Consider the following 26703-nt stretch of genomic DNA (forward strand, 5'->3'; position numbering starts at 1 on the left):
TGCGCGGTTCATCCCCGCGGGTGCGGGGAACACGACATTCTTTCCGGTGCCGGGTATCGTACCGGCGGTTCATCCCCGCGGGTGCGGGGAACACGATTGCCGGAAGGTTTCGTTCAGGTCCCGTGCGCCGTGGGCCAGGATCAGCGAGGGTTCGGTGTCGGACGGATAGAGGCGCCGATAGTAGCCGCCCAGGCGGCGGTACATGGCGTTGGAAGTCGCCATGGTGGGCAGGCCGAAGTACAGGCCTTCGTGCTGACGTTCTGCGAGCAGCCGGTGGGCCAGGGTCAGGGCGGCTTCGGTCTTGCCGGCGCCGGTGATGTCCTCCAGCAGAAACAACTGGGGGCCTTCGGCCAGCGGTACCGTCTCGGCCCAGGCCTGGAGGGGAGTGGGCTGGAATCCGAAAGCCGACGTAAAGCCGGGGTAGGAAACCGGGTGTGGGCGATGAAGGAGGCCCGTTTCCGCCAGGGCCCGGTGGGCTCGTGGCAGGGCCGTTTCATTCCAGTACTGCTCCAGCGGGACCGGTTCGGCCTGATAGGCAAAGATACCGGCATTCGAACCCAGCCAGTCGGCGAGCACGGCCAGGCCGGCGACCTGCCAGCTTGCGGGCGCCAGGGCCTCCTTGCGCCACGCCTCGTCGCCGAGCAGTTCGCGGGGCCACGCGGGCTGCAGCAGGCCTTCCGCCGCACGGTCGAAGGCTTCGAGGGCGCGCAGATCCTCCTCCAGGAAGGCCGCGCTCAGCGGTGCGCCGTGACCCTGGACCGGCTTGCCGTGGTGCCCGAAGAAGCAGCCCATCCACAGGCACAAAGCATCGTCCTCGTCCATCAGGTCCAGCCTCGATGCTCCGGCTTGCAGGCGCTGTTCCCGCCTGAGGGGCAGCAGGTGTTCGTTCCAAACCCGTGCCCCGAGACTGTCGTGCCTTTCGCTGTAAGGCAGCGCGGCGGGCTGGACGAGGAACGGGGTCTGAGGGCGGGCGAGTCCCTGAAAGGAGCGGGCGAACTTTCCCAGGTCGTGAAGGGCGAGGGAGTAGACGAAGAAGGAAACCAGCGTCTCCGCATCCATGTGCAGGCTGTCCGCCAGTTGCCTCGTTCGGGTGGGGGCACCCTCCAGCAGCACCTGACCAACGGCTGCCACATCAAGGGCATGGAACGGGAGCAGGTGACAGGGGGCGTTGGTCGAGCGCTCTCCGTCGGCTTTGCCCCAGTAGCGAAAGTACAGTGGAATCTCTCCCGCCGGTTCCGCTGTATCTGGCCTCTGTTCCATGGGCCTCGCTCCATCATCCGTTGTCTGGCCACCCTGCCATCTCTGCGCGGCATATTCCATGGCTGGGGGTCGGGTTATCGGTGCTACGCCACCATTGAAGCACGGGGGGTGGCTCACACAGTGAGCCACCTTCGCACGTTGAGGCGACGATTCAGTGCGCTATTAACGAAAACTGGCCGAAGTGATAATAGTGGCCGTCGTTATTTTCACGCGTGAACATGGCCCGCAACGGGCCTGTGGGGATGCGCGTAGCGGAAGGTTCAGGTGTAGCGGGCGGCGGCTTCGCGCAGGGTGTCGGCCACGCGCTGGCGCAGGGATTCGGGGGCGATGACTTCCACGCCGGGGCCGTGGCGCAGGATTTCCTGGATCAGTTCGGTGGGGTCGGAGTAGGGGATCTGCAGTTCCCAGGTGTCGCCGCGGTACTGGCCGATCTGGTCGGGGTGCCAGGTTTCGTCGGCGACCCAGCGGGCGTGTTCGGGGGTGAAGCGCAGTACGGCCCATTCGCTGGCGGGGCCGGTGAAAATACCGAAGGCGGCGCCGATGTGGCGGTCGAGGTCGGCATCGGCTTCTTCGCGCAGGGGGGCGTCCTGCACGGGGGTGGCGGCGCGGATGCGTTCCAGCGCGAAGGTGCGCAGGGCTTGGGCGTTTTCGCACCAGGCGATCAGGTACCAGTTGTCGCGGTAGTAGAGCAGGCGCTGCGGGTGGATGCGGCGCCGGGTGGCGCTGTCGCGGGCGCGGCCGTGGTAGTCGATGTCCAGCGGGTGGCCGGCGAGGGTGGCTTCGGCGGCGACGCGGAAGGTGTCGGCAGCGCTGGTGCGGTGGGCCTGGGGCTGGATCTGGATGCGCCGGCGAAGTTCGGTGGAGTCCTGGCCGCCGCTCTCCAGCAGGCGGCGGATGCGGGTCTTCATCGGTCCGATGACGGGGGCGAGCAGGCCCGGCTGCATGTCTTCCAGCAGCTGTTCCATGGTCAGCAGGGCGAGCAGTTCGGATTCGTTGAACCACAGCCCCGGCAGCTCGAAGGCCGGGGCGTCGGGGGCGTAGCGGTAGCCGTTGGCCTGTGCGTCGTATTCGATGGGCGCCTGCATGAAGTCACGCATGTATTCGATGTCGCGCTTGAGGGTGGCGCGCGACACCCCGAGCTGTTCCACCAGCTGCGCCAGCGAGGGCGGCTGGCGGCTTTCCTTGAGCCGGCGATGCAGGTGGAAGATGCGTTCGGCGCGGTTCATGGGGCGGATCGGGCGGCGGATCAGTGCAGCCGGCGGCTGACGCGGATGATCTCGTCGTCGGAGGTGAGGATCTCGCGCTGGAAGCCGTGGCGGCGGGCGAGGGCGAGCATGCCGTCGTTGTGGCGCAGGACCTCGCCGAACAGTTCGCGCAGGCCGTTGCGCCGGGCGGAGTCGACGATGGCCTCCATCAGCAGGGAGCCCACGCCGCGGCCCTGCCAGGCGTCGCTGACGACCACGGCGAATTCGGCGCTCTCGCCGTCGGGCTCGGTGGTATAGCGGGCCACGCCCACCTGGACTTCCTGGCCGTCGGCGTGATCCACGGCGATGAAGGCCATCTCGCGGTCGTAGTCGATCTGGGTGAAGCGCACCAGCATTTCGGGTGTGAGTTCCTCCAGCGAGCGCATGAACCGCAGGTAGCGGGTCTTTTCCGACAGGCTGCGCACGAAGGCCTGTTCGATGGCGGCGTCTTCGGGGCGGATCGGCCGCAGTTCCAGCTCGTGGCCGTCGCGGGTGGTGACGGTGTGCGCCACGTGCCCGGGATACGGATGGATGGCCATGTGGGCGTAGTGGCGGGTGTCGTGCCCGGGGTCCGCCAGTTCGATGCGGGCGTCCACGGCCATGACACCGTGCTCGCCGGCCTGCAGCGGGTTGATGTCCAGCGAGGCCAGTTCCGGCAGTTCGCAGGCCATCTCCGAAACCCGCAACAGCACCTGTTCCAGCGCCTCGCGCGGTACCGGCGGGGCGCCGCGGAACTCGCCCAGGGTGCGCGCGGCGCGCGTCTGGTCGATGAGGCGTTCGGTCAGTGACTGGTTCAGCGGCGGCAGGGCGATGGCCTGGTCGCCGATGACTTCCACCGCGGTGCCGCCCAGGCCGAAGGCGATCACCGGGCCGAACACCGGGTCGCGCGAGATCCCGACGAGGAGTTCGCGCGCATGCCCGACCTCGGACATGCGTTCCACGGTGACGCCTTCGACGTCGGCGTCGGGGAAGTGCTCGCGGATCTGGTCCAGCATCTCCTGGGTCTGCTGACGCACCGTCTGCACACTGCGCAGGTTGAGCCGCACGCCGCCGAAGTCGCTCTTGTGGCTGATCCCGGTGGCGCTGATCTTGAGTGCCACGGGGAAGCCCAGGGTTTCGGCGGCCAGCATCGCATCCGCCGGGTCGCGCGCGAGGATGCTGGGGTTGGTGGGGATGTGGAAGGCGGCCAGCACGGCCTTGGACTCGCGGATGCTGAGGACCTTGCGGCCATCGTTGCGGGCGTTCTGCAGGATCAGGTGGGCGCCCTCGATGTCGGACGGGGTCTCGTCGCACAGCGGGCCCGGGGTCTGCAGCAGCATGCGCTGGTTGTGGCGGTGCCGGATCAGCCAGGCGAAGGTCTCGATCGCCGCTTCGGGCGTGCGGTACTGTGGGATGCCTGCCGCGTCGAAGCGCCGGCGTGCGCTGGCCACCAGCGGGTCGCCCATCCAGCAGGCGAGCACCGGCTTGTGGCTGTTGCGGGCCTGTTCAATCACGGCCTCGGCACAGGCGTCGGGATCGGTCATGGCCTGTGGGGTCAGCAGTACCACCGCCATATCTACGCCGGGGTCGGCCAGCGTGATGCGCAGTGACTCGCCGTAGCGTTCGGCGGTGGCGTCACCGAGGATGTCGATCGGGTTGCCATGCGACCAGTGGCCGGGGAGCAGGCCGTTCAGCGCGTCCATGCTCTTGTCCGCCAGACTGGCCAGATCCAGGCCGAGGTCGGCCGCGCGGTCCACGGCCATCACGCCGGGCCCGCCGCCGTTGGTGAGGATCGCCAGGTTCTCGCCGCGCAGACGCATCCCCTGCGCGAGGATGTGGGCGGCGGAAAACCATTGCGATACGCGCTCCACCCGGACCACGCCGGCGCGTTCCAGGGCGGCGTCGAAGACTGCGTCGGAGCCCATCATGGCCCCGGTGTGGGTGGCCGCCGCCTGGGCGGTGGCCGCGTGGCGCGCTGACTTCAGCACCACCACGGGTTTCATGCGAGCGGCCGCGCGCAGCCCGGAGAGGAAACGCCGGGTGTGGCGGATGCCCTCGACGTACAGCAGGATGCCCTGGGTCTCGGGATCCACCGCGAGGTAGTCCAGCAGCTCGCCGAAGTCGACGTCGGCGGCGTCGCCGGTGGAGGCGACGCCGGAGAAGCCGATGCCGGTGGACTGGGCCCAGTCCAGCACCGCGGTGACCAGGGCGCCGGAGCTGGAGACCAGCCCCAGCTTGCCGGGCAGTGCCTGGTTGTGACTGAAGGTGGCGTTGAGCCCGATCCGCGGGCGCATGATACCCAGGCAGTTGGGGCCGATCAGGCGCATGCGGTAGCGCTGCGCGATCTCCACGCACTCCTGCTGCAGGCGCTGGCCCTCGCGTCCGGCCTCGCCGAAGCCGGCCGACAGGATGACGGCGCCGTGCAGCCCCGCCTCGCCACAGTTGCGCAGGATGGCGGGCACGGCCCGCGCGGGCGTGGCGATCAGCGCCAGGTCCACGCGGTGCTCGCCGGGGCGCAGTTCGGGGACGCAGGGCAGCCCCTGCACCGTGTCATGCTTGGGATTGACCGGGACCAGCGTGCCTTCGTATCCGGCGGTCAGCAGGTTGGCCAGGACGGTCTGGCCCACGGCCCCCTCGCGCTCGGTGGCGCCGAATACGGCGACGCCGCGGGGATTGAAGATCTTGTCGAGGATATGGGTGCCCATGCATGCTTCCTGCGGTGGTGGATCCGATGAATTCGTGCTGCCCGGAGGGGCCTTCATAACATGAATCTTGCCTTTTTATCTCCCGATGCCGGGCTGGAACACGACAACGGGCCCGGACATCCGGAATGCCCCGAGCGGCTGACCGCGATCCGCGACCAGCTGGTGGCCGGCGGGCTGGACCCGTGGATCCTGCATCGCGAGGCGCTGCCGGCGGGGCGCACGGATCTGCGGCGGGTGCATGCCGAGGCGCACATCGACCGCGTGCTGCGGCATGTGCCGGCGGGCGAGCGGATCATGCTCGACGGCGACACCGCGCTGTCCGGCGGCAGTCACGAGGCGGCCCTGCTGGCGGCGGGCGCGGGCATGACGGCCGTCGACTGGGTGATGGGTGCGGAGAACCGCCGTGCGTTCTGCGCGGTGCGTCCGCCGGGGCACCATGCCCGCGCCGACCGCGCCGCGGGCTTCTGCCTGTTCAACAATGTGGTGATCGCCGCCCGCCATGCGCAGGCCCGCCACGGTATCCGGCGCATCGCCATCGTGGACTTCGACGTGCATCACGGCGATGGCACCGAGTCGCTGGTGGCCGGGGATCCGTCCATCCTGTTCGCGTCGTCCTTCGAGCATCCGGCCTACCCCGGGTCGGGCGTAACGCCGCTGGGCGACAATTGCCTCAACGTGCCCGTGCCGGGCGGGTCGTCCGGTGGGCAGTGGCGCGAGGCGGTGGCCGCGGCCTGGTTCGAGCGGTGGGATGCGTTCGCCCCGGAGCTGGTACTGGTGTCGGCCGGTTTCGATGCCCACCGCGAGGATGAACTCTCGCGCCTGGCCCTGAGCGAGGACGACTACGCCTGGATTACCGCGCGCATCGTGGAGCTGGCCGAGCGCCACGCGCAGGGGCGGGTGGTCTCGATGCTGGAAGGCGGCTACGCTCTGCACGCGCTGGGGCGCAGCGCGGTGGCCCACATGCGCGAGCTCGGAGGGCTGTAACCCCCGGCGCTATTCGTGCGCGGCCACGCGGTTGCGGCCGCGACGCTTGGCCTCGTACAGGGCATCATCGGCGCGCTTGAAGGTGTCCTTCAGCGGTTCCCCCGGCTGGTACTCCGATACCCCGATGCTGACGGTGATATGGCCGGGGCCCGGGAAGACTGCCTTCCCGACCCGCGAGCGCAGGGTCTCGGCCACCTTGCGGGCGTGCTGCAGATCGGTTGCCGGCAGCAGGATCATGAATTCCTCGCCGCCCCAGCGGCCCACCACATCGGACTTGCGCAGGCGTTCCTGAAGGACCCGCACCAGGGTCTGCAGCACCTCGTCCCCCACGTCGTGGCCGAAGGTGTCGTTGACGGCCTTGAACCGGTCCAGGTCCAGCAGCAGGACCGAGAACGATTCTCCGTGGCGGTCGGACCGACTGGCTTCCTGTTCCAGAAGGCTTTCCAGGTGACGCCGGTTGGGCACGCCCGTCAGGCGGTCGTGCAGGGCCTGGCGCTCCAGCTCTGCCTCGAGGTGCTTCTGTCGCGAGATGTCGTGGAACACCGCCACGTAGTGTTCCACCGGCCCGTCGTCCCCGGATCGCAGCGCGGTGATGGACATGTACAGGGGAATCAGCACGCCATCCTTGCGCCGGTCCCAGATCTCGCCTTCCCAGTGTCCTTGCTCGTCCAGTCGGTTGAACAGGTCGAGGTAGAAAGTCCGTCCGTGCGCGCCCGACTTCAGCAGTTCCCGCGGGTTGGCGCCGATCGACTCCGCCGCGCTGTAACCGGTGATCTCCTCGAATGCCGGGTTGGCCCGCAGGATCCGCCCGTCGGCGTCGGTGATGAAGATCGCATGGCTGGCACGGAAGGTCGCCGCCAGCAGTTCCAGTTCTTCCTCCAGCTCGCGGCGTTCGGTGATGTCGACCAGGTAGCCGTGATAGTGATCAACGGCCCCGAATTCATCGCGCTCGATGGCGGTGAAGTCGAGCATCCAGCGCCACCCGCCGTCACGGTGGCGCATGCGGTAGGGGCTGTGCTGGAAGTTGGCGCTGCGGTCGTCGGTATGCGCCTGCACTTCCCGGTCCACGCGTTCGCGGTCGTCGGGATGCACCAGATCGTTATGCGGCGTGCGTTCGCCGGCCAGTTCCTGCGGGTCGTAGCCCAGGATCTCGCGTACGTTGGGCGAGACATACTGGATGGGCCAGCCCGGGGCATTGTCCCAGGCGAAGATCAGCGTCGGGCCGGCCATGAACAGGTTGCGCTCGCGTTCCAGGGCCAGCCGCTGTTCGCGCCGGGTGAGTTCATGCCCGATCCACTGGGCCATCAGGTTGATCAGGTCACGTTCGAAGGGGACGAAGGGTTCCCTTGGCCGGCGGGCCACGAAGCTCAGCACGGCTCGCAGCTCGTCGTTTACGTACACCGGCATGCCGAAGCAGGCGCGGGCCTCGGGGCTCTCCGAGATGCTGCACGGGGTCTCCCGGGCTTCCGGAGCATGGAACCCCACCGGACCGGTTTCCGTCAGGGCGTTGTCGCAGAAGCTGGCATCCCGGTCGCCGGGCTCCCCGGGGCCCTCCGGCCACTCGCCGGCGGCCTCCAGGATGCGCCGGCTGCCGTCATCCACCCGCACCAGGCGGCCATGGTCCATGCCGAATTCGCGCAGGCCGAGTTCCAGCAGCGTGCGCAGCTTGCCGGCGTCTTCGGTATCCGGCGTGCCGGTGATCCGGTGCAGGTCCTGCAGCGCCTGCTGGCGGCGCTGTTCCATGGCCTCGCGCGTCTTTTCCGGGCGGATGTCGCGGATGATGGTGGAGAAGTACTCGGGTTCGCCGCGCGAATCGAAATGAGCAATGATGCGCTGTGAGACGGGAATTTCTCGTCCTTCCGCATCCATCAGTGCGGACTCGCCTTCCCAGAAACCGGTGCGGCGGGCCGTCGGGAGCCCTTCGGCTGCCAGGCGTTCGCGCGCCCACTCCGGCGCCAGCCATTCCCCGGCGCGTTCCCCGGAGAAGAAAGTGCGATCCTGCTCCGGGTCTGCACCGCCTTCCGCGCCTGGCAGGCCGATCAGCTCCTTGCCCCCGCGGTTGACGTACAGGATGTTGCCCTCGGCGTCCGCCATGGACACGAAATCCGGGGTGGCCTCGAGGATCTGGATCAGACGTTCGCGGCCGCGCTCGGCCTCGCGCTGCTCGGTGACGTCGATCCCCACCCCCTGAAACGCGGTGATCCGGCCGTCCGCGTCGAAGAACGCGCGGTTGCTCCACATGATGGTGCGCAGCTCCCCGTCGGCCCGCGGCAGGGTGTTCTCGAAATGTCCCACGGGACGCTCCGGCGTAAAGCTTTCCAGGTGCGCGCGGACCCGCCCGGCGTCCGCCTCCGGGGTCCAGTCCAGCCAGCGCTGGCCCAGCAGTTCTTCCGATGTGCGGCCCAGGTGCTCAAGCATGCTGCGGTTGGCATGCAGCAGCGTGGTGTCCGGGAGGTAGCGGGTGACCAGGTGCGGATGGTCCTCCACCAGGCTGCGGTAAAGCGCCTCCTGCTGCGCCAGTTCGCGGCGCGCGCGGTGGCGGGTCGCGGCGTAGACCAGGCTGCGCTGGAGCAGCTCATCACCCAGCCGGTTCTTGCTGAGGAAGTCCTCGGCCCCCGCCTCGATGGCGTGCGCCCCGGTGGCCGCATGGTCGTCGCCGGTGAGGACCACCACGGGGATCTCGCGGGTCGTCGACAGCACCCGTTCCAGGGTTTCGTCCGGGTCCGAATCGGGCAGGTTCAGATCCAGCAGGATCGCGTCGAACGCGGTGGCGTCGCGTGCCAGATGCTCCCGGGCCTCCTGCAGCCGGCCGCAGTGTGTGGTGTCGAACCGCGTGGCCCCGGTCGGGATGGCCAGCAGATCCCGTACCAGGGCCGCATCACCCATGTTGTCCTCGATCAGCAGAACGCTGAGGCGAGGGGAGTCCTCGGGGCGGGGGATCTCGGACGCTCGGGGCGGCATCGGCTCCTTCCGTGCATGGTTCACGTCGGGCAGGATAACCCCTGCCTGCCGGCGAATACAGCGACGGTGCCCGGGCTCAGGCCGGGGCGGGTACGGCGGACCACTCCGGCGGGGGCGTCCAGTGTTCCAGCCAGCCCTCCAGCGCGTCCGGCGGCAGCGGGCGGGCGATGGCATAGCCCTGGCCGTTTTCGCAGCCCATGCCGATCAGGATGCGCCCCTGTTCGACCGTTTCCACGCCCTCGGCCAGGACCAGGCGGTCGAATGCCCGGGCCAGGCCCACCACCGCCTCAATGATCGCCCGGTCATCGGCGTCCTCCAGCATGTCGCGGACGTAGCTGCGGTCCATCTTCAGCGCGTTGGCGGGCACGCGCTTGATGTAGGTCAGCGACGAGTAGCCGGTGCCGAAGTCGTCGATGCTCATGGACACGCCCAGTTCGCGGACCGCACGCATGTTCGCCTCCGCCGCCGCGGCGTTGTCGAAGGCGGTGCTTTCCAGCACCTCGATCTCGAGATCGGCCCGCGGGATCTCCGGATGGCGATCCAGGATGTTTTCCAGACGTTGCGCCAGGTCGGCGTTCTCGAGCTGCAGGGCACCGATGTTGACGCTGACCGGAAGATGGTGCCCGTTCCGGCGCCAGGCCTCCATCTGGCGCATGGCCTCCTCCAGCATGAATTCGCCGAGATCGATGGAGACCGGGTCGTTCTCGATGGTCGGCAGGAACTCCGCCGGCGCCAGCAGGCCGCGGTCCGGGTGTCGCCAGCGCACCAGCGCCTCCGCGCCGAGCACCGCACCGGTACGCATGTTCACCTTGGGCTGGTATTCCACGCTCAGTTCGCCATTCTGCATCGCCCGGCGGAATGCATTGATGGTGCGGTGTCGGCTGGCGACCCGCTGATACTGTCCGTGGTCGAAATATTCCCAGGCGCGGATACCACGCAACTTTGCTTCGTACAGTGCATGGTCCGCCTGGCGCAATACGGTCTCCGGGTCGAGGCCGCTGCGCGCAGGGCGGATCGAGATCCCGGCACTGACGGAGACGTTTTCGCTGGCCCCGCCGGCGCCCTTGTCGGTGACCGGCAGGTGATGCCCGGCCTCGATCACCCTCCGCATTACGTCCTCGAGGCGTTCGATGGTCTCGGTGCTGCGCAGCACGAGGATGAATTCGTCCCCGCCGCGGCGCCCCAGCAGGACGTCGCCGTTCAGGCGGTCGCGCCAGCGGCGGCTCAGCTCGGCGAGCACCCGGTCGCCCGCAGCCATCCCCAGGCGCTCGTTGAGGGCTCGAAAGTTGTCCACGTCGATGGAGACCAGGGCCAGCGCGGTTTCGTCGTGCTCCGTAGTGGCTTCCTCCAGCGCCTGCATGATCCCGGCGCGGTTGGGGAGGCCGGTCAGCGGGTCGTTGACCGAAAGCCATTCCAGTTCCCGGCGGTGTTCCAGCTCACGGGTCATGTCCTCGTAGAAGGCGATCCGCAGGCTGCGGCCATGGTCGCGGATCTCGCCGCCGCGGGTGATGCGGACCGGGATATCCCGGCCCGTGGCACTGCGGACCCGGCTGTACAGCGGCGGGCTGTCGTTCCCGGCGGGGGCCTCGGGCGGTGCCGTCAGGAGTGCGGCGACCCGCTCGCGTTCGTCGTCCGGGTGGAGATCGGCGATGCTGCGTTCCTTCAGCTCGCTTTCCGTATGGCCGGTCAATGTGCAGGCAGAGGGGTTGGCCTCGAGCACGCTGCCGTCTTCGGCATCCAGGATCAGCAGGGGGTGGATGAAGCAGTCGAACAGGGTGCGAAAGCGGTTCTCGGCCTCCTCCTGGCCGCGCACGGCGAGTTGTTTGGCGAACCGGGAGACCTGTTGTTCGATGCTGACATACGTGTTGAGCAGGGACTCCAGGCCGGCCGGTGACTGTTCGCGGAAGTGGCGCGCCGCGCGTTCGCGGGCCTCGGCCACCCCGAGACCCGCCTCCAGCGCATTGATGGCGGCGGCCATCTGTTTGTCGCTGCGCAGGATGTGCAGTGTCAGCCAGCGGACCAGGAACTCGAGCAGTGGCTGCAGGCGGTATTCCTCGGGCCCCTGCAGGGTAGCGATGCGGTCCAGTTCCTCGATGAATCCGGCGTGGGCGCGGCAATGGCTGGCGAACCATTCGTCGTCGCGGAAGGCCCGTGCCCAGATACCTTCCTCGGTCTCGAAGTGGTAACGCGCGTAGTCCCGCAGTTCTGCGACGATCCCGTCGGCCGTGGCCTCGTCGGTGCCCTCCAGCACCGTGCGCGCCAGGCGGTTGATGAGGTCCACCAGGTAATGGTGCTGGTGGTCCACCTCGGGGATATGGGTCAGGAATTCACCGCCCCAGGGGAAGATCTCGAATTCGTCCGTGTTCATGGTGCTGTTCCAATTCCCGCTGATTCCTCCGGGTAGAGTGTACGCACCGGATAGCGGGTTTTCCCAGCGGCCGTTTGCAGCAGTCTTCCGGGGCCCGGCGTTTCCTTCAGGCGTCCAGGCGCAGGACGAGCCGCGGGTCGCCCGCGGCCGGCTGCGGGGAACGGTGCACCGCGGCCTGTCCGGCGCCGCCGGGAAAGCGTTCGCCCTTCATCAGGATCGCGTGCCCGCGGGCGATCCGCAGGGGGGCATGGCCGGCGAGGACGCCGTCGTTGTCGCCGCAGCCCAGGCGGCTGCGGTCGACGTGGCGGTCGTCCACGTATTCGGTGCCGGGGCCGGTGTAGCTGCACAGCATGCGCAGCTCCAGCTGGTCCACGTGGAACAGCGGGCAGGGCCGGGCCTCCAGCACTTCCAGCTGGGCGCGCAGGATCACGCGCCGGGTGACCACCGCGAAGTTGCGGGCCAGGTTTTCGATGTCGAGGGCCAGGTGATGGATGTCGAACGGCCGCGTTCCCGCTGCCTCCAGCAGGCCGGTGCGGATCTGGTCCGGCCGGCCCAGGAGGTCGAGTTTCAGTCCGGGGCTCTGCTCCGCCAGGGTCTGTGCCTGAAGCCGCAGCTCATCCGTTTCCGGACGACGCCAGATCAGGGCGTTGACGTCCTCGCGCCGAATGCCATGCAGCTCGGCGGCCCGGTCAATGAAACGATGCCGGGACGCTGCGGTCGCGCGGGTGCGGGGACGGGTGCTCACGAGATCACCTCGGTTTCTTCTTCGGTCTCTTCCGCGCCGTTCTGCAGCCGCCACTCGGGGAACGGGTCGCGATAGTCGGCCCAGGCTTCGGCGCCGGCAGCCAGTTCCCGGTCGTCCAGCAGGCAGGCGTCCAGGCGCTGGCGAATGGAGTCGGGATCCATGTCGATGCCGATCACCACGATCTCCTGGCGGCGGTCGCCGTAGCGTTCGTCCCAGTGCGGCGCGACGTGGTCCTGCCACCAGTCGGCGTCCACCGGCCGGCGTTCCGGAGGCACCGACGCCCACCAGAAGCCGGCGGCGTGATGGGTCAGCGCGCCGCCGGCCTGCGACAGCGTGCCCACCCAGTCCGGTCGCGACGCCAGCCAGAACCAGCCCTTGCTGCGGATCACGCCGGGCCATTCCTGATGGAGCAGGTCGAAGAAACGCCCGGGGTGGAACGGCCGGGTCGCCCGATAGACGAAGCTGTGGATCCCGTACTCCTCGGTTTCGGGAGCGTGGTTGCCCATCAGTTCCTGCGCCCAGCCGGGGGCCTGGGCCGCGCGGTCGAAATCGAAGCGTCCGGTGCCGAGCAGTTCACGCGGCTGCACTCGTCCATGGTCGATCTCGATTACGTGTGCATTCCGGTTCAGGGCCCGCACTACGCGATGCGCCTGGCGGCGCTGTTCGTCGGTGGCGCGGTCGATCTTGTTCAGCAGGATGACGTCGGCGAACTCGATCTGGTCGACCAGCAGGTCGACGACGGTGCGTTCGTCGTCCTCGCCCAGGGACTCGCCGCGGTCGCTCAGGTCGTCGGGGGAGGCGTAGTCCTGCAGCAGGGAGGCGGTGTCCACCACCGTGACCATGGTGTCCAGACGCGCCACGTCATCCAGCGAGGCATCGTTCTCGTCGCGGAAGGCGAAGGTGCTGGCCACCGGCATTGGTTCGGAGATGCCCGTGGACTCGATCAGCAGGTAATCGTACTGGCCGGATTCGGCCAGGCGGCGTACCTCCACGAGGAGGTCGTCGCGCAGGGTGCAGCAGATGCATCCGTTGCTCATCTCCACGGTGCGGGCGTCGGTGCGCGACACGCCGCCCTGATCACCGTGGTCGACGTGGTCGCCTCGCACCAGCGCGCCGTCGATGTTGATCTCGCTCATGTCGTTGACGATCACGGCGATCTTGAGCCCCTCCTGATTGTGCAGCAGGTGGTTGAGGACGGTGGTCTTGCCGGCGCCGAGGAATCCGGAGAGGACGGTAACGGGCAGACGTTCGGTCATGGCAGGCTCCCGGGGATTGTGTTGGATGTCACTCATGGAACAGGTGCTCGGTCGCTTCCATGCGCTCCTTGGCCTCCACGCTCAGCGTGGCGGTGGGGCGGGCCAGGAGTCGGGGCAGGCCGATGGGGTCCCCGGTCTGCTCGCAGAAACCGTAATCGCCGGTCTCGATGCGATAGAGGGCCTCGTCGATCTTCTTCAGCAGCCGGTTCTCGCGTCCCCGAATCCGCAGTTCGAGCTGGCGGTTTTCCTCTTCGCTGGCCCGGTCCAGTTCGTCCGCGGCCTGACTGCTCTGGCGCAGATCGGTGCGCACCTGCTCGATATCGTCGAGGACCTGTTCGCGCATGGCCTGCAGGCGTGCGCGGAAGAACTCGAGCTGCTGCGGGTTCATGTAAGCCTCCTCGGGCATCGCGAGGAGCTCCTCTTCGGTGCGGGGGATGTTATGGATCGTCTCGCTCATGGCGTTACACTATAACGTTACTGACACACGGTCACAACGGCCCCGCGCCGGTGACCCGAACCCTTGCGGGAGATACGATGGATTCAGCCAGCGACCACCGGAGCACCGACCTGCCGGACGTGGCGACCGGGACATCGCGCCGCGCCTCGACCCTCGACTGGGTGGGCATGGAGCGCATCGCACTGCCCCTCCAGGTGGCCGGGCAGCCGGTCGCCGCGCACGCCGATGCCGGGGTCAGTCTCGACGATCCGGAGGCCCGCGGCATCCACATGTCGCGGCTGTATCTGGCCCTGCGTATGCTGATCCACCGCGAACTGGACTGCGCGCGGCTGGGCCACGTGCTGGATGCGTTCCTCGAGTCGCACGAGGGGCTTTCGGGGCGCGCCGCGCTCTCGCTGGAGGGCGAGGCGCTGCTGGAACGGCCGGCCATGGTCAGCCCCCTGGCGGGCTGGAAGGCGTATCCGTTTCGCGTGGATGCGGAAAAGGACGACCGCGGTACGCAGATCCGCCTCGGGATCGAGATCGGGTATTCCTCGACCTGTCCCTGTTCGGCGGCACTCGCCCGCCAGGCGATCCAGGAACGCTATGATCAGGACTTCGGGACGGCGCCGCCGGATCCGGACCGGCTGCGTGAATGGCTGGGCAGCGAGGCGGGCATCATGGCGACACCGCACAGCCAGCGCAGCCGGGCGTGGGTGGAGGTGGGCGTGCGGCCGGATGCCGAGACCTTCCCGTTCCGCTTTCTGGTCGATCGGGTCGAGCAGGCGCTGGGCACCGCGCTGCAGACCGCGGTCAAGCGCGCCGACGAGCAGGCGTTTGCGGTGGCCAACGGCGGCAACCCGATGTTCTGCGAGGATGCCGCGCGGCGACTCGACGAGGCCCTGGAGGCCCCGTTCGGGGCGCGCGGTTACCGCATCCACGTGCGCCACGAGGAGAGCCTGCATGCGCACGATGCGGTGGCGCGGGTCGAGCGGCCGCCGCGCGGGGCCTGAGGCCGGGCAGCGGGGCTATGCCCGTTCTCCGTCCTGTTCCCCGGCCTGACCGTAGAAGCGCTGCAGCGGGTCCTCGAAGCTGCGGTGACGGTCGGCCATGGGCTCCGCCGATATCAGATAGTCGGCACCGTACTTGAGCCCTTCCTTCTGCCGGGCCATGGGCAGGGCACGGGCGCGCAGCTGTTCGATGTAGCCGCGCATGGACTCGGCGGTGCCCGGATCGGTGAAATGATCCAGCTGGCGCAGCGCGAGGTCGAGCTGCCCGTTCACGAAGCGTTCGCGGTAGCGGATCGGGAAGTAACGCGTCTCCATCACCCGGAAGCCCGCCTGGCCCAGCTGGCGAAGCACCCAGGGCGAGGGATACTCGCGGTACGGCATGCTGCCGCTCAGCAGCAGGCAGGCATCGCGGACGCGGCCGATCTCGCGCACCAGGCGTCCGGCCTCGGTGTCGGGTTCGCTGGGCACGTAGGGCTCCACGCCGATGATGTACAGCCGCTGGCCGACATGCGGGCGGATGCGGTGCAGGGCCTGCTCCTGCCAGTAGGGGGAGAAGCCCTCGATGGCACCGATGAAGTAGTCCAGCAGCACGGTGTCGAAGCGCTCGCCGTACAGCAGGTGTTCGGAGTGCCAGTTGCCCACCAGCACGCGGTCCTGTGGCCGGCGCCGGTCGCCCGCGGCCTCCTGCACCGTGCGCGCCATGTTCTGCGAGGCGGTGATGGCGGTCCAGCGTTCGGTGTCGAGCGCGGTGATCCACTCGATCGACTTGCGGCCGGTCCCGGCATCGAGAAAGCTGCCCCAGGGCAGCGATCCCTGCATCTGCTCGACGGCCTGAAAGATTGGCGAGCTCGTACCCGAGCCCTGCGGCTTTTCGCTCATGGTTGCATTCCTTGGTTGCAGAGGGAGATCGGAGAATCAGTTTGTGCGCCGCAGAGCGGCGCCCGCCCGGGCCAGCAGAGCCAGAAGCGGCAGCACGACCACCAGCACGGGTGCAAAGGGTTGATCCAGTGGCAGGCTGAGGCTCCACGCGACCAGGAAGCCCGCAATCGCCAGGCCCTGGGTCCACAGGAGCGCCCCGGTCAGGCCGCGGGCCAGAAAGGCCGCCCCCCAGGCCGGCAGCAGCAGGGTGGCCAGCGCCGCGGGCATGCCCAGCACCATGCTCCCGAGGACGATCACGGCGACCAGCCATGCGGTCTCCAGCCAGCGTGCGACCGCCGGCGGTGCCGGCGCGGCGGAGACGTCCGGGGCCAGCTGGGCGTGCAGCCAGACCCGGCGCAGCCAGGGCCACAGCACCGCGCTGGCCACCCCGGCGACCACGACCGTGATCAGCTCGTTCGGGCCGGCGAAATACAGCTGCCCCTCGGCCCACGCGGCGGCGGCCAGGCTCGCCTGCGAGAAATTGGCCGCCAGCAGGGTGACCGCGGCCAGTCCGCCCAGGAACAGCGCCAGCGGCAGGCGTTCGGCATCGCGGACCCGTTGCAGCAGGGCCATCACCCCGGCCCCCAGGGCCAGCGCGACCGGCAGCACCGGCCAGTGCAGGACCGAGGCCAGCACCCCACCGGCGGCGGCCCACTGGCCCAGCGCCAGCGCCTGCCAGACCGAGCCGCGCAGGAACAGGCCGCTGCCCGCCAGCGCCAGCACCAGCGTGATCAGGAATCCCGCCACGAAAGGCGTCAGCAGCAGATCAGACATGGGCGTCGAGATAGTCCTGCAGGGGGTGGCGTTCGACGCCGAGGGTGCCCAGCAGATCGTCGTCGTGGCTGGTCATCACCAGAGTGGTACTCGCGGGCAGGGCGGTGATGAGTTCCACCGCGTCGGCGCGGACCTCGGTGTCGAGGTGGTTGGCGGGTTCGTCCAGCAGCACCAGGTGCCGCGTGCCAGAGGGCGCGGCCTCAACGGGTGCCAGTACGGAGGCCAGGCGCAGGAGCTGCCACTGGCCGCCGCTGAGGCGGTCCAGACGCCGGCGCAGCAGCGCCCGGATGCGAGGGTGTTCGGGCACGCGCGTACCCATGGCCCGGAACCAGTCGTGTCCGGAAAGGGGCCATGGGTACGGGCGCGGATGATCCTGGGCCAGCAGGCTGATGCGGGTGCCGGGAGCGGTAGTGAGCCGCCCCCCGTGCACCCGCGCCTGCCCCGTCAGGCATTTGAGCAGCAGCGACTTGCCGGACCCGTTGGGACCGGTGAGCGCCCAGCGTGCCCCGCCCGGGACCGCAAGACTGAGCGGCCCGAGGACGGGGCGGTCAAAGCCTGGGCGCGCGGCCCGGGCCTCGATGACGGGGGAGTCGGACATCCGCGCGGCCTAGCGGGTGCGGAAGGTGGATGCCCAGGTTTCCATCAGCTCGAGGTAGCCGTCCAGGCCGGCGTCCTGGGGCGGATCCAGCGGTACGGCGTGGCTGTCCCAGCCGAGTTCGCGCTCGAGGAACTCGGCCCCGCGCGGCGGCTGGAACTCGGCGTACAGCACGTGACCGTCCATGTCTTCCAGCTCGCCGACCAGGCTCTGCAGGTGGCGACCGGTGGGCGGGATACCCGGTGCCGGTTCGAGGTAGCCGACGACCGTGGCGGGCAGCCATTCCTCGAGATAGTCGAGGTCCTCGTGATAGACCACGATGTTCTGGTCGGGGGCCAGTTCGCCGGCGAGGTCTTCGGCATGCTCGCGCAGCCGCTGCGCGGTCTCTTCAGCGCGTTCGCGATAGACGTCCGCATTGGCGGAGTCGAGCTCCGCGAGCCGCTCGCCCAGGGCCAGGCCGACTTCCGCCATGCGCAGGGGGTCGACATTGAAATGCGGATTGCCCTCTTCATGGACGTGGCCCATGTTGGGCCCGTCCTGGGTGATGGAGCGGCGCAGATCGACCTTGCCGGCGGCATAGAAATGGCCGGGCTGGCCCTCGTTGATGGCCGGGTTGGACGCACCGCGGGTGGCGGCCGGCAGCCAGCCTTCTTCCAGCCCGGCGCCCAGTTCCAGCAGCAGGTCGGCGTTGCGCAGGGCGGCCATGAAGCTGGGCCGGGCATCCAGATAGTGGGCGTCGCGGTCGGGCGCCGCCAGGACACGCACGCGGGTTTCGTCGCCGCCGATTTCACGCGCAAGTGCTCCCAGGCTGGAGGTCGTGGCGACCACGTTGAGCTCGTCTGCGGAGGCCTGAGCGGGCAGGAGCAGGGCGGTGGCGAGTGCGGCGGCGCTCAGGGCGGAGAGCCCGATGGCCGGACGTTGCTGCGGGGTCTTGCGGTTTTTCATGGGTACTCCTTGAAAAATGCAGGTTTTGCGCGAGGCCCGTGGCGGGGCCTCGCGCTCCGTGAGGGGTGCCGGGACTCGCTGGCCGGCCCCGACGGATCGATCAGAAGCGGTGCGCGCCGTGCGCGCCCAGCGCCACGTTCACCTGGAACATGAATTCGAGGCCGCGATCGCGGTCGCCATGATCGTCGACGAAGTCGTTCTGCGTGAGCTGCGCGCGCAGGAACACCGGCTCCACCGGACGGAAGGTGACCTGGGCCGAATGGCGGTACGAGGTGTCCATCGATTCGATCGTGAAGTATTCGTCCCCGTGGTGATGGCTGCCCTCGACCGCGTCGTTGGTCAGACCGAGGGCTTCGGTCCGCAGACCGGCCTGCCAGCGGGGAGCGAAGCCGTAGATGCCCTCGACATAGAGACCGTCCTGCTTCTCGGTCAGGCTGTCCGTCCCTTCCCAGTGCATATGGGTGTGGTGGCCATGGCCGTGTTCGTGGCCGTCAAACTGGTCCAGGCTGCGGCGGACGTAGAAATATTCGCCCTTCACGTTCCAGTCGCCGTGGCCGTAGGCACGGCCGGAGTCGTATTTGTAGACCGCGTCCAGGCCGGCGAACCAGGCATCGCCTTCAAGGGCGTGGCCATGGTCACCATGGATTTCGGTCACCCCGGTCTGGGTGACATAGCCGCCGGAGACGCCGAACCGGGCGGCATGATCGGGGCCGAAATCGGGCCCGACCCTGGCGAAAGCGGTGGCGATGCGCGGCCCGCTCTTCTCCGAGACCGGGCCGTCATCGAACGCGGCGATGCCGCCGTCCTGATCCCCCTGCAGGAGCTCCACGCCCAGCTGGGTGTAGGTCTCGGTCGGTGCGACCCAGGTCCCCTGCACGCCGATTTCCTGCAGGCCGTGGTCGCCGAACAGGTATTCGTTCACCAGCGGGCGGTCGACGAAATCCCAGTCGTGGACGTGGCGGCTGTTGATGTAGCCGATCTCCGACAGGAACTTGCCTGCCTTCAGCTGGAGGCCGGCCGGCAGGGAGCGGGTGGTCAGATAGGCCTCCTCGACCTCGATGTCGCTGTCGTCGAAGCCGATCATCAGGGTGCCGTCCAGCAGGCCGCCCAGGTCGGCCTCGAACACCAGTTCGTTGTGGCCGAGATTGAAACCGTCGTCGAAGGAATGGTCGTGATCATGGCCGTGGCCATGGTCGTGCCCGTCGTCGAATCCGGCGGGCTCGTGAACCCCTTCGCTCATCTCGTTGTAGTAGATCCCTTCCAGGATCAGCGAGATGTCCATGCCCCAGTCCGAACCCGAGTCGTCCGGGGCCTGGGCGGCGGCCAGGGCCGGTGTGGCGCAGGCCAGAACGGTCAGGCCCGTCAGGGCGTTGCGATGGTGTCGCGCGTTCAGCATGTCTTTTCTCCCCTTGTGAACACTGGTTGCCTCCGTTCATCGCTATTCATACGTTATAGCGTAACGAAAGAGCGTAAGAACGATATAATGTAACAATAGAGCGGTACAAGGGGCCGTCACCCCGGTGGGGGCAATGCCGGGAGGGAGAACGGAAAAAAAGCAGCCGCCCGTTACAGCGGGCGGCCAAACGTAGCGGAGGTTGGAGAGACAGGGGAGCGAAGAGGCCCCGGTCCCGGCGACACGCCAGAGTCCGACAACAATCGCGCATCTAAGTGAGAATTATATGCATCCGCGTTTGGGTGTCAATGAGGCCGATTCCAATGGCGCGCTTCATCGACCCGATGGGCGGCCGGTCGCGCGGGTTCAGGGTGCCGGGCCGCCCAGTCCGGCCTGGCGGAAGGCTTCTGCCCAGCGTTCGAGCTTGGCCTCGAGATCGAGGCGGGCATTGGCCGGGCTGGTGGAGGGCAGGCGCACCGCGCTGACGCCCAGGGCGCGGGTCTCGCCGATGCGGCGGGCGCTTTCCGCGCCGTTGTGGACGATCAGGCGCAGGCCCGGGGCCTCGCGTGTCAGCCGACCGAGATCGTTGGGCTGCGGGTTGCGGATGGCACTGTCCAGACTGCCCTCGCGCGCGCAGGCGCCGTAGATGTCCCACAGCCCGACCCCGCAGTCGAGCAGGCGGGCGTAGCGCTCGGGCCAGGGCAGTTCCGGGAACGGCGGTCCGAGGATGCGCGCCATGATCGGCCAGAACTGGTTGCGCGGGTGGGCGTAATAGGCGGCCGCCTCCAGCGAGGCGACCCCGGGGAAACTGCCCAGCACCACGGCCCGGGTATCCGCGCGCAGCACGGGCTCGAACGCCCGCAACTCGGGACTGGCATGAGCGTCAGACATCAAGTTCCAGTGTAGGCAAATGCCGCCGCGGGTACACGTCCGCGAACGGGCATGATTCGGTCCGGTTCCTTGTGTATACTAGTTGTGTACACAAACGATGAGCAGGAGACGGCAGATGGAAACGGTCAGCGCCCGCGAGGCTCGCGAGCGGCTTGCCTGGGTTCTGGATCGCGTCGAGGCCGGGGAAGAGGTGGTGATCCAGCGTCAGGGGCGGCCGGTCGCAAGGCTGGTGCGGCCTTCGAGCCCGTTCCCGGGGTTTCCGGATCGCAGTGGCCTGCGTGCGGAACTGCCGCCCTGTGGTGAGGGAGGGGCGGAGACGGTTCGCGCGGGCCGCGACGAAGAGCGGTTCTGATGCTCTATTTCGATACCAGCGCGGTCCTGCCGTACTATCGTGAAGAAGCCGCCAGCCGCCCGGTTCAGCAGATGTTGCAGGCGAGCACACGCCCGGTGCTGGTCAGTCATCTGACACGGGTGGAGGTGGCTTCGGCCCTGGCCCGCTGGGTGCGCATGGGCGAGTTGTCCGAAGCTCAGGCGAACCGGATCGAGTCGCCATTCCTGGAGGACCTGCGGGCAGGTCGTTTTGTGCGGGTTTCGCTGGATCCGGAGGTGTTCGAGCGCGCCTGCCACTGGCTGCTTACGCGCCGTTCATCGTTGCGCACGCTGGACGCCCTGCACCTGGCGGCTGCCGAGATCTGCGGCGCGGAGCTGGTGACGCTGGATCGCCCGCTGGTGCAGGCCGCCCGGCTGTTCGGCGTGACGGTCCGGTGTCCCGGAGAGGACCCCGCGGAGCCGGGTCAGCTCGACTGACAGTCGCGGCACAGGCCGTGGAGTTCCACGGTGCGGGTCTCGATGGCGAAGCCGGTCTCGGCCGCGGCGGCCTCCAGGGCATGGCTGGCGGTGTCCGGGGTGTGAAATTCGATGATCCGGCCGCAGCCGTCGCAGATCATCAGCGCGGATTCGTGGCGTTCCCCGGGGTGGCTGCAGGCGACGAAGCCGTTAAGGCTCTCGATGCGGTGGATCAGGCCCTGTTCCAGCAGGAAGGCGAGGGTACGGTAGACCGTCGGCGGCTTGATGCTGCGGTCCTCGGACGACAGCGCGTGGATCAGGTCGTAGGCCTTGATCACGCCGTCGGTGCGCAGGATCTGTTCGAGGATGCGGCGGCGCTGCTCGGTCAGGCGCGCGCCGCGCCGGGTGCAGACCCGCTCGGCCTCGTCCAGGGCCTGCTGGATCGCGGTGTCGTCGATGGTGTGCTGGCGAGTGGCCGTGGTCATGCCGCCAAGCTTAATCCATATGCACGCGCGGGGGCGAACACGGCCCGGACCGTTTACTGCAACAGCGACAGCGGCGGGGCCTCGGCGTCGGCGTCTTCCCCCGGGGCGCGATGGTGGTAGGCCGTGCAGTTGCGTCCGGCGTGCTTGGCATCGTAAAGGGCGTTGTCCAGGCGCTTGAGCAGGGTGTCGGGGTCGTCGTCGCGGTGCAGGATCGTGACGCCGAGGCTGATGGTCACCGGCCCGGCATCTTCGAACGGCGTCGCGGCGATCTCGCGGCGCAGGCGTTCCGCCATGTACCGGGCGCCCTCGGCGTCGGTCTCCGGAAGCAGCACCACGAATTCCTCGCCACCCCAGCGCGCAAGGAAATCCGCGCGCCGAAGCGAGTGGGCGACACGACGGGACAGCTCGACCAGTACGCGATCCCCGATGTCGTGCCCGTGGGTGTCGTTGAGGCGCTTGAAGTGGTCGATGTCGAACAGGATGGCACCCGCCTCGCTGGCGTAACGCTCGGTCCGGGCCAGTGCCCGGTCCAGCTCGGCATCGAACCGCTGGCGGTTGTACAGCCCGGTCAGGCGGTCGGTGGTGGCCTCGTGTTCCAGTTCCGCTTCCAGGCGCTTCTGCTCCGAGATGTCGTGGAACACGGCGACAAAGTATTCGAGCTGGCCGGCTTCATTGCGCACGGCGCTGATGCTTTCCCATTGCGGGTAAACGCTGCCGTCGCGGCGGCGGTTCCAGATCTCGCCCTCCCAGTGGTCGTTTTCCAGTAGTTCGGTCCACAGCCGGTGGTAGAACTCCAGATCCTGGCGGCCGGACTGCAGCACGCGCGGATTCTTGCCGAGGACCTCGTCCTCGGCATAGCCGGTGATGCGTGTGAAGGCATGGTTCGCGCGCAGGATCCGGCCCTGAGGATCGGTCACCACGATGGCCTGGGCACTGTCGAAGGCGGTCGCCATCAGGCGCACCTCGCGCTGGCTGCGGTAGCGTTCCATCGCGTAGTGCAGGGCGCGCGCCAGCAGGGCCGGGTGCAGTTCTTCCTTGGGCAGGAAGTCCTGGGCCCCCAGGCGAATTGCCCCGGTCCCGGTACCCCGGTCCTGGTGGCCGGTCATGACCACCACCGGGATGCCGCCCGCGGACTCCACCAGCAGGCGCAGGGTATCCAGGCCCTGTGAGTCGGGCAGTCCCAGGTCGAGCAGGGCGATGTCGAAGGGACGCTCTTCCAGAAGCCCCAGGGCCTCGCGCAGGCGGCCGGCCCGTTCCACCACGTAGCCCCGCTCGGCGCAGTCGTCCAGCAGATCCTCGACCAGCTCGGCGTCGGCGGGGTTATCCTCGATCAGCAGCAGTCGGTACTCGCTCATGGCACCGAGTGTCCGCTTGCGCCCGCGCGCGAGGGCAGGGTGGCGGCATGCAGCCAGAACTCGCCCAGCCGTCGAGTGAGCTCCAGGAATGCGTCAAAATCCGGGGGCTTGGTCAGGAAGGCGCTGGCGCGGTGCTCATACGACCGGGTCACGTCCTCGGGGGCGTTCGAGGTGGTGAGGATCACTACCGGCAGGCTCTGCAGCTTCGGGTCGTTCTTCACCGCGGCCAGTACCTCGCGTCCGTCCATGCGCGGCATGTTGAGGTCCAGCAGCATCATGTCGGCCTGTGGCGCGCCGGCATGTTCGCCCTCGCCGCGCAGATAGGCCATGGCCTCCACCCCGTCGCTCACCGGGTGCAACTCCGCCGCGAAACGGTGGTGCTCGAAGGCCTCGCGCAGCAGCTCGACGTCTTCGGGCGAGTCTTCGGCCAGGAGAATGGTGACGGGGTTCATCGGGTTGCGGTTCCGCGGTGACAAGTCTGGAATAGATCTTAGTCTAGCGCTTGGCGCGTGGTCGAGACGATAGCCCCGCCCCTCGGCGCAGGAGTTCAGCTGGCAGAGGTCGCATCCGCAGGCTGCCGCGGGAGGGTGAGGCGGAACGTCGTGCCGTGGCCCTCGCCGTCCGACTCGGCCCGGATCCGGCCGCCGTGGCGTTCGGTAATGCGCCGCGCCAGTGCCAGTCCGGCCCCGGTGCCCGGGTATTCGGCGCGGCCGTGCAGGCGCTGGAATACCTGGAAGATACGCTCGCTCTGTTCCGGGTCGATGCCGATCCCGTTGTCGGTTACGCGGATCTCCCATTCGTCGCCCCGTTCGTCACAGCCCACGTGAATCTCGGGGGCTGCATCGGGTGGCCCGTACTTGATCGCATTCGACAGCAGGTTCTGGAACAGCCGCATCAGCTGCCCGGCGTCGCCCTGTACCGTGGGCAGCGGATCGCGGGAAATGCGGGCCCCGCTGTCCTGGATCGCCGTGTGCAGGTTGCCGCAGGCGTCGTCCAGTGCGCGCGTCAGGTCCACCGGTGCGAAGGCTTCGCCCATGCGCTGAACGCGGGAGTACTCCAGCAGGTCCTGGATCATCTGCCGCATGCGCCCGGCCGCGTCGGTGGCGGTGTCGATGTAGCGCCGGGCCTTGTCGTCCAGGGCGTCGGCATGGCGTCGCTTCAGCAGCCCGAGGTAGCTGTTGATGATACGCAGCGGTTCCTGCAGGTCGTGCGAGACTGCGTACGCGAACTGCTCCAGCTCGGCATTGGAACGCTCCAGTTCCCGCTCGATGCGCTTGCGTTCGGAGATGTCGCGGATGATGGTCGAGGTCTGGGCGATCGCTCCATCCGTGTCGCGATGGATCAGCAATACCTGCGACGCCGGTCGTTCGCGGCCCTCGGCGTCCAGCAGTGCGGTCTCGCCCTGCCACTGACCGTGTTCCATCGCCGCCGGCAGGGCCTCTTCGCGCACGCGCTCCAGCGCCCAGGGCGGATGCACGCGCTCGATGGTGCCTTCCACGGTGTCCATCTCGCGCGGCAGCCCGGCGCGATTCCAGCCGGTCTCGGGGTCCCAGTGGTCGGCGAGCTCGGGCTCCGGCAGACCCATCAGCCGCCGGCCGGCGGCATTGAGGTAGAGCATCGATCCGTCGGGGCCGTGCATCGACACCACGTCCGGGGTGCTGTCGAGGATCGCCACCAGCCGTCGCAGGCTCTCCTCCAGCTGGCGTTGTTCGGTGATGTCCTGCACCGTACCCAGCATGCGTGCCGGCTGGCCGGCGTTGTCGAATTCGGTGTAGCCGCGCTCGCGCACCGTGCGGATCCCGCCATCCGGCCGGACCACGCGGTGTGCGATGTCGTAGGGCTCGCCGGCGAACGAGGCCTCCAGGGCGGCCTGTACTGCCGGGCGGTCATGGGGATGGACCGAATCCATAAAAGTCTCGTGGGTCACCGGCCCGCCTTCCGGATGACGGCCGAAGATGCGGTGGACCTCTTCCGACCAGCGGATCTCGTTCGTGCGGAAATCGGAGATCCAGTTGCCCATGCGCGCGATCCGCTGCGCCTCGTTGAGCTCCGCCTCGCGCTGGCGCAGGACGTTCTCGGTGGCCACGCGCTCGGAGATGTCGCGGATGATGGTCGAATAGCGGCGCACCGCGCCGGTTTCGTCGAAATGCGCGACCACGGTCTGTGACACCGGCAGCTCGCGGCCGTCGCCGGCCAGTATGGCCATCTCCCCCTGCCATACGCCGTTGTGGCGTGCTTCGGGCAGGGCCTCTTCCTGCAGGCGGCGCCGGGCCCACTCGGGATGGAGACCGCCGACATCGTGGAGGCTCGCCTCGGCCGAGTCTGCGAACCCCATGGCACGGTTGAACGAAGGGTTCTGGTACAGGATGCGGCCATCGGGGTCGGCCATGCCGATGAAATCGGGCGCGGCTTCCAGGATCTGCAGGAGGTCTTCGCGCTGGCGTTCGGCCTGGTGGCGTTCGGTGACATCTTCCACCACGCCGTCGAACACGGTGTCCTGTTCGGTCTCGTGGGCGCGTGCCGTGATCGCACACCGGATCGCACGGCCGTCCAGGGTCCGCAGGTCCAGTTCGCGACGATGCACCTCGCCCCGGGCGAGGAGGTCGTCGCTGAAGCGGCGGCGTTCCTCCGGGTCGGTATATAGCTCGGCGGTGGAACGGCTCAGGAGTTCCGCTATGGAGCCGGCGCCGAAGATCCGCGCCATGGCCGGGTTGACGTAGTCGAACTGCCCCGTGTGGCCCGGCAGGTTGCGGTAGACCCCGACCGGCAGGGTGTCGAAGATCGCCTTGTAGCGTTCCAGCTCCCGCAGGTAGCGGCGGGTGTCGGTGGCATCGTGGATGATGGAGTGCAGATAGCGCTTGCCGCGCAGCCACACCGGGCCGGAATAGACCTCCACGTCGCGGATCTCACCGCTCGCGACGCGGTGGCGAAAGCGGAAGTACAGCCGCTCCTCCTCAGCGGCCCGTTCCATCTCGGTCCGAACCTCCTCGGCGGAGAGGGTGTTGATCGCCTGGATGGGGCGTTTTTTCAGCTCTTCGATCGACCAGCCGTAGAAGGTCTCGGCGGCGGGATTGGCGTCGACGATGCGGCCGTCGTCCGGGTCGATCAGCAGCTTGACCGCGACATTGTTGGTGAACGTCTGCTGGTAGAAATGTTCGAGTTCGTCGCGCTCGGCCTCGCTGGCCTTGCGCGCGTCGATGTCGGTGGCGGTCAGGGCCAGACGCGCCGCGCCATCATCGGCGTCGGGCAGGCGGCTCAGCGCCAGTTCCACCCACAGCGGCGGTCCCTGCCGGGGGAGCAGGCGGCATTCGTCGCGCCACTCGCCGGTCTCGCCGTAAATGAGCGAATGGATCGCGGCCGCCACCCGGTCGGCCTCGGCGGAGGCCACCCACTCCGTCAGCGTCTGCCCGACGAGGACGTCCGCTTCCCGAGCCAGCAGCCCGGACAGGCGCCGGTTGGCGGCGCGCAGACACCCGTCGGCGTCCACGACGGCCATGCCGACCGGGGCGTGTTCGAAGAAGGCGGAATGCGTGTTCTCGGGGTCCATGGCGTGTTGCCCGCCGAAGATCGGGCGGCGGTCGGGAGACAGGGCCGCCAATTCTGCCACGCAGCG

General features: G+C 68.4%; 22 protein-coding genes. 4 read left to right on the forward strand and 18 right to left on the reverse strand.

The genetic code is table 11. The features are described from left to right. Nucleotides 1-69 precede the first annotated feature (69 nt). The 3 genes from G020_RS14680 to G020_RS0111130 form a co-directional block, all read right to left on the reverse strand. Nucleotides 70-1260 carry a CRISPR-associated endonuclease Cas3'' gene (locus tag G020_RS14680; protein WP_024329613.1) on the reverse strand — a complete coding sequence of 397 codons (1191 nt, stop codon included), beginning with the start codon at nucleotides 1258-1260 and terminating at the stop codon, nucleotides 70-72. 260 nt (nucleotides 1261-1520) lie between these two features. Continuing rightward, nucleotides 1521-2486, reverse strand: coding sequence for a YafY family protein (locus G020_RS0111125; protein WP_024329614.1), 966 nt, complete (start codon nucleotides 2484-2486; stop codon nucleotides 1521-1523). A 20-nt stretch (nucleotides 2487-2506) separates the two neighbouring features. Further along, a complete protein-coding gene (locus G020_RS0111130; RefSeq protein ID WP_018947615.1) occupies nucleotides 2507-5188 on the reverse strand; it encodes a bifunctional acetate--CoA ligase family protein/GNAT family N-acetyltransferase in 2682 nt (893 codons plus the stop codon). Nucleotides 5189-5248: 60 nt separating this feature from the next. On the opposite strand from G020_RS0111130, the gene G020_RS0111135 reads away from it, so the two are divergent. Beyond that, entirely contained in the window at nucleotides 5249-6172 is a 924-nt protein-coding gene (locus tag G020_RS0111135; protein WP_024329615.1) for a histone deacetylase family protein, read from the forward strand. A 9-nt stretch (nucleotides 6173-6181) separates the two neighbouring features. On the opposite strand, the gene G020_RS0111140 is transcribed toward G020_RS0111135, so the two are convergent. The 5 genes from G020_RS0111140 to dksA all read right to left on the reverse strand — a co-directional run bounded on the left by G020_RS0111140 (nucleotide 6182) and on the right by dksA (nucleotide 13959). Then, nucleotides 6182-9133 (reverse strand): PAS domain S-box protein, encoded by a 2952-nt coding sequence (locus tag G020_RS0111140; protein WP_024329616.1) that lies wholly within the window; start codon nucleotides 9131-9133, stop codon nucleotides 6182-6184. 76 nt (nucleotides 9134-9209) lie between these two features. Beyond that, on the reverse strand, nucleotides 9210-11501 hold the full coding sequence (locus G020_RS0111145; protein WP_024329617.1) for an EAL domain-containing protein: 2292 nt from the start codon (nucleotides 11499-11501) through the stop codon (nucleotides 9210-9212). Between the two features lie 106 nt (nucleotides 11502-11607). After that, the gene (locus G020_RS0111150; protein WP_018947611.1) at nucleotides 11608-12246 is read right to left on the reverse strand and encodes a DUF1826 domain-containing protein; all 639 of its coding nucleotides are present in this window, start codon (nucleotides 12244-12246) and stop codon (nucleotides 11608-11610) included. Next, nucleotides 12243-13502 (reverse strand): zinc metallochaperone GTPase ZigA, encoded by a 1260-nt coding sequence (gene zigA / locus G020_RS0111155; protein ID WP_024329618.1) that lies wholly within the window; start codon nucleotides 13500-13502, stop codon nucleotides 12243-12245. Before zigA ends, G020_RS0111150 begins: the two co-directional genes overlap by 4 nt. A 28-nt stretch (nucleotides 13503-13530) precedes the next feature. Further along, the gene (gene dksA / locus G020_RS0111160; protein ID WP_024329619.1) at nucleotides 13531-13959 is read right to left on the reverse strand and encodes an RNA polymerase-binding protein DksA; all 429 of its coding nucleotides are present in this window, start codon (nucleotides 13957-13959) and stop codon (nucleotides 13531-13533) included. 77 nt (nucleotides 13960-14036) lie between these two features. On the opposite strand from dksA, the gene folE2 reads away from it, so the two are divergent. Then, the gene (gene folE2, locus G020_RS0111165; RefSeq protein WP_024329620.1) at nucleotides 14037-14951 is read left to right on the forward strand and encodes a GTP cyclohydrolase FolE2; all 915 of its coding nucleotides are present in this window, start codon (nucleotides 14037-14039) and stop codon (nucleotides 14949-14951) included. Between the two features lie 15 nt (nucleotides 14952-14966). Here folE2 and G020_RS0111170 read toward each other — a convergent pair whose 3' ends face one another. The 6 genes from G020_RS0111170 to G020_RS0111195 form a co-directional block, all read right to left on the reverse strand. Beyond that, on the reverse strand, nucleotides 14967-15827 hold the full coding sequence (locus G020_RS0111170; RefSeq protein ID WP_024329621.1) for a class I SAM-dependent methyltransferase: 861 nt from the start codon (nucleotides 15825-15827) through the stop codon (nucleotides 14967-14969). A gap of 36 nt (nucleotides 15828-15863) precedes the next feature. Then, nucleotides 15864-16640: a hypothetical protein gene (locus tag G020_RS0111175; RefSeq protein WP_024329622.1), complete on the reverse strand. Its 777-nt coding sequence runs from the start codon at nucleotides 16638-16640 to the stop codon at nucleotides 15864-15866. Further along, nucleotides 16633-17238 carry an ABC transporter ATP-binding protein gene (locus tag G020_RS0111180; RefSeq protein ID WP_024329623.1) on the reverse strand — a complete coding sequence of 202 codons (606 nt, stop codon included), beginning with the start codon at nucleotides 17236-17238 and terminating at the stop codon, nucleotides 16633-16635. The genes G020_RS0111175 and G020_RS0111180 overlap by 8 nt, the downstream gene beginning before the upstream one ends. A 9-nt stretch (nucleotides 17239-17247) precedes the next feature. Beyond that, a complete protein-coding gene (locus G020_RS0111185) occupies nucleotides 17248-18180 on the reverse strand; it encodes a metal ABC transporter substrate-binding protein (protein ID WP_024329624.1) in 933 nt (310 codons plus the stop codon). Between the two features lie 100 nt (nucleotides 18181-18280). Then, nucleotides 18281-19576, reverse strand: a complete 1296-nt coding sequence (locus tag G020_RS0111190) for a hypothetical protein (RefSeq protein ID WP_024329625.1) — start codon at nucleotides 19574-19576, stop codon at nucleotides 18281-18283. 363 nt (nucleotides 19577-19939) lie between these two features. After that, nucleotides 19940-20464, reverse strand: coding sequence for a DNA-deoxyinosine glycosylase (locus G020_RS0111195; protein WP_024329626.1), 525 nt, complete (start codon nucleotides 20462-20464; stop codon nucleotides 19940-19942). Nucleotides 20465-20579: 115 nt separating this feature from the next. Between G020_RS0111195 and G020_RS0111200 the strand changes: the two genes are divergently transcribed. Then, the gene (locus tag G020_RS0111200) at nucleotides 20580-20816 is read left to right on the forward strand and encodes a type II toxin-antitoxin system Phd/YefM family antitoxin (protein ID WP_024329627.1); all 237 of its coding nucleotides are present in this window, start codon (nucleotides 20580-20582) and stop codon (nucleotides 20814-20816) included. Beyond that, nucleotides 20816-21271 carry a type II toxin-antitoxin system VapC family toxin gene (locus tag G020_RS0111205; RefSeq protein ID WP_024329628.1) on the forward strand — a complete coding sequence of 152 codons (456 nt, stop codon included), beginning with the start codon at nucleotides 20816-20818 and terminating at the stop codon, nucleotides 21269-21271. The genes G020_RS0111200 and G020_RS0111205 overlap by 1 nt, the downstream gene beginning before the upstream one ends. Here the strand turns inward: G020_RS0111205 and G020_RS0111210 are convergent. The 4 genes from G020_RS0111210 to G020_RS0111225 all read right to left on the reverse strand — a co-directional run bounded on the left by G020_RS0111210 (nucleotide 21259) and on the right by G020_RS0111225 (nucleotide 26697). Beyond that, on the reverse strand, nucleotides 21259-21735 hold the full coding sequence (locus G020_RS0111210) for a Fur family transcriptional regulator (protein ID WP_018947599.1): 477 nt from the start codon (nucleotides 21733-21735) through the stop codon (nucleotides 21259-21261). The genes G020_RS0111205 and G020_RS0111210 overlap by 13 nt on opposite strands. Before the next feature lie 53 nt (nucleotides 21736-21788). Further along, nucleotides 21789-23090, reverse strand: coding sequence for a diguanylate cyclase (locus tag G020_RS0111215; protein ID WP_024329629.1), 1302 nt, complete (start codon nucleotides 23088-23090; stop codon nucleotides 21789-21791). Continuing rightward, nucleotides 23087-23542 (reverse strand): response regulator, encoded by a 456-nt coding sequence (locus G020_RS0111220; protein WP_018947597.1) that lies wholly within the window; start codon nucleotides 23540-23542, stop codon nucleotides 23087-23089. Before G020_RS0111220 ends, G020_RS0111215 begins: the two co-directional genes overlap by 4 nt. 95 nt (nucleotides 23543-23637) lie before the next feature. After that, a complete protein-coding gene (locus G020_RS0111225; RefSeq protein WP_231363080.1) occupies nucleotides 23638-26697 on the reverse strand; it encodes a PAS domain S-box protein in 3060 nt (1019 codons plus the stop codon). Between the last annotated feature and the right edge of the window lie 6 nt (nucleotides 26698-26703).

It is taken from the genome of Thioalkalivibrio sp. ALR17-21, assembly GCF_000420185.1.
Classification (GTDB): Bacteria; Pseudomonadota; Gammaproteobacteria; order Ectothiorhodospirales; family Ectothiorhodospiraceae; genus Thioalkalivibrio; species Thioalkalivibrio halophilus.

Excerpts from the sequence above, each read along its gene's own strand:
- G020_RS14680 (WP_024329613.1), bottom strand. The coding sequence starts at position 1,260 with ATGGAACAGAGGCCAGATACAGCGGAACCGGCGGGAGAGATTCCACTG.
- G020_RS0111125 (WP_024329614.1), bottom strand. The coding sequence starts at position 2,486 with ATGAACCGCGCCGAACGCATCTTCCACCTGCATCGCCGGCTCAAGGAA.
- G020_RS0111130 (WP_018947615.1), bottom strand. The coding sequence starts at position 5,188 with ATGGGCACCCATATCCTCGACAAGATCTTCAATCCCCGCGGCGTCGCC.
- G020_RS0111135 (WP_024329615.1), top strand. The coding sequence starts at position 5,249 with ATGAATCTTGCCTTTTTATCTCCCGATGCCGGGCTGGAACACGACAAC.
- G020_RS0111140 (WP_024329616.1), bottom strand. The coding sequence starts at position 9,133 with ATGCCGCCCCGAGCGTCCGAGATCCCCCGCCCCGAGGACTCCCCTCGC.
- G020_RS0111145 (WP_024329617.1), bottom strand. The coding sequence starts at position 11,501 with ATGAACACGGACGAATTCGAGATCTTCCCCTGGGGCGGTGAATTCCTG.
- zigA (WP_024329618.1), bottom strand. The coding sequence starts at position 13,502 with ATGACCGAACGTCTGCCCGTTACCGTCCTCTCCGGATTCCTCGGCGCC.
- dksA (WP_024329619.1), bottom strand. The coding sequence starts at position 13,959 with ATGAGCGAGACGATCCATAACATCCCCCGCACCGAAGAGGAGCTCCTC.
- folE2 (WP_024329620.1), top strand. The coding sequence starts at position 14,037 with ATGGATTCAGCCAGCGACCACCGGAGCACCGACCTGCCGGACGTGGCG.
- G020_RS0111170 (WP_024329621.1), bottom strand. The coding sequence starts at position 15,827 with ATGAGCGAAAAGCCGCAGGGCTCGGGTACGAGCTCGCCAATCTTTCAG.
- G020_RS0111175 (WP_024329622.1), bottom strand. The coding sequence starts at position 16,640 with ATGTCTGATCTGCTGCTGACGCCTTTCGTGGCGGGATTCCTGATCACG.
- G020_RS0111180 (WP_024329623.1), bottom strand. The coding sequence starts at position 17,238 with ATGTCCGACTCCCCCGTCATCGAGGCCCGGGCCGCGCGCCCAGGCTTT.
- G020_RS0111185 (WP_024329624.1), bottom strand. The coding sequence starts at position 18,180 with ATGAAAAACCGCAAGACCCCGCAGCAACGTCCGGCCATCGGGCTCTCC.
- G020_RS0111190 (WP_024329625.1), bottom strand. The coding sequence starts at position 19,576 with ATGCTGAACGCGCGACACCATCGCAACGCCCTGACGGGCCTGACCGTT.
- G020_RS0111195 (WP_024329626.1), bottom strand. The coding sequence starts at position 20,464 with ATGTCTGACGCTCATGCCAGTCCCGAGTTGCGGGCGTTCGAGCCCGTG.
- G020_RS0111200 (WP_024329627.1), top strand. The coding sequence starts at position 20,580 with ATGGAAACGGTCAGCGCCCGCGAGGCTCGCGAGCGGCTTGCCTGGGTT.
- G020_RS0111205 (WP_024329628.1), top strand. The coding sequence starts at position 20,816 with ATGCTCTATTTCGATACCAGCGCGGTCCTGCCGTACTATCGTGAAGAA.
- G020_RS0111210 (WP_018947599.1), bottom strand. The coding sequence starts at position 21,735 with ATGACCACGGCCACTCGCCAGCACACCATCGACGACACCGCGATCCAG.
- G020_RS0111215 (WP_024329629.1), bottom strand. The coding sequence starts at position 23,090 with ATGAGCGAGTACCGACTGCTGCTGATCGAGGATAACCCCGCCGACGCC.
- G020_RS0111220 (WP_018947597.1), bottom strand. The coding sequence starts at position 23,542 with ATGAACCCCGTCACCATTCTCCTGGCCGAAGACTCGCCCGAAGACGTC.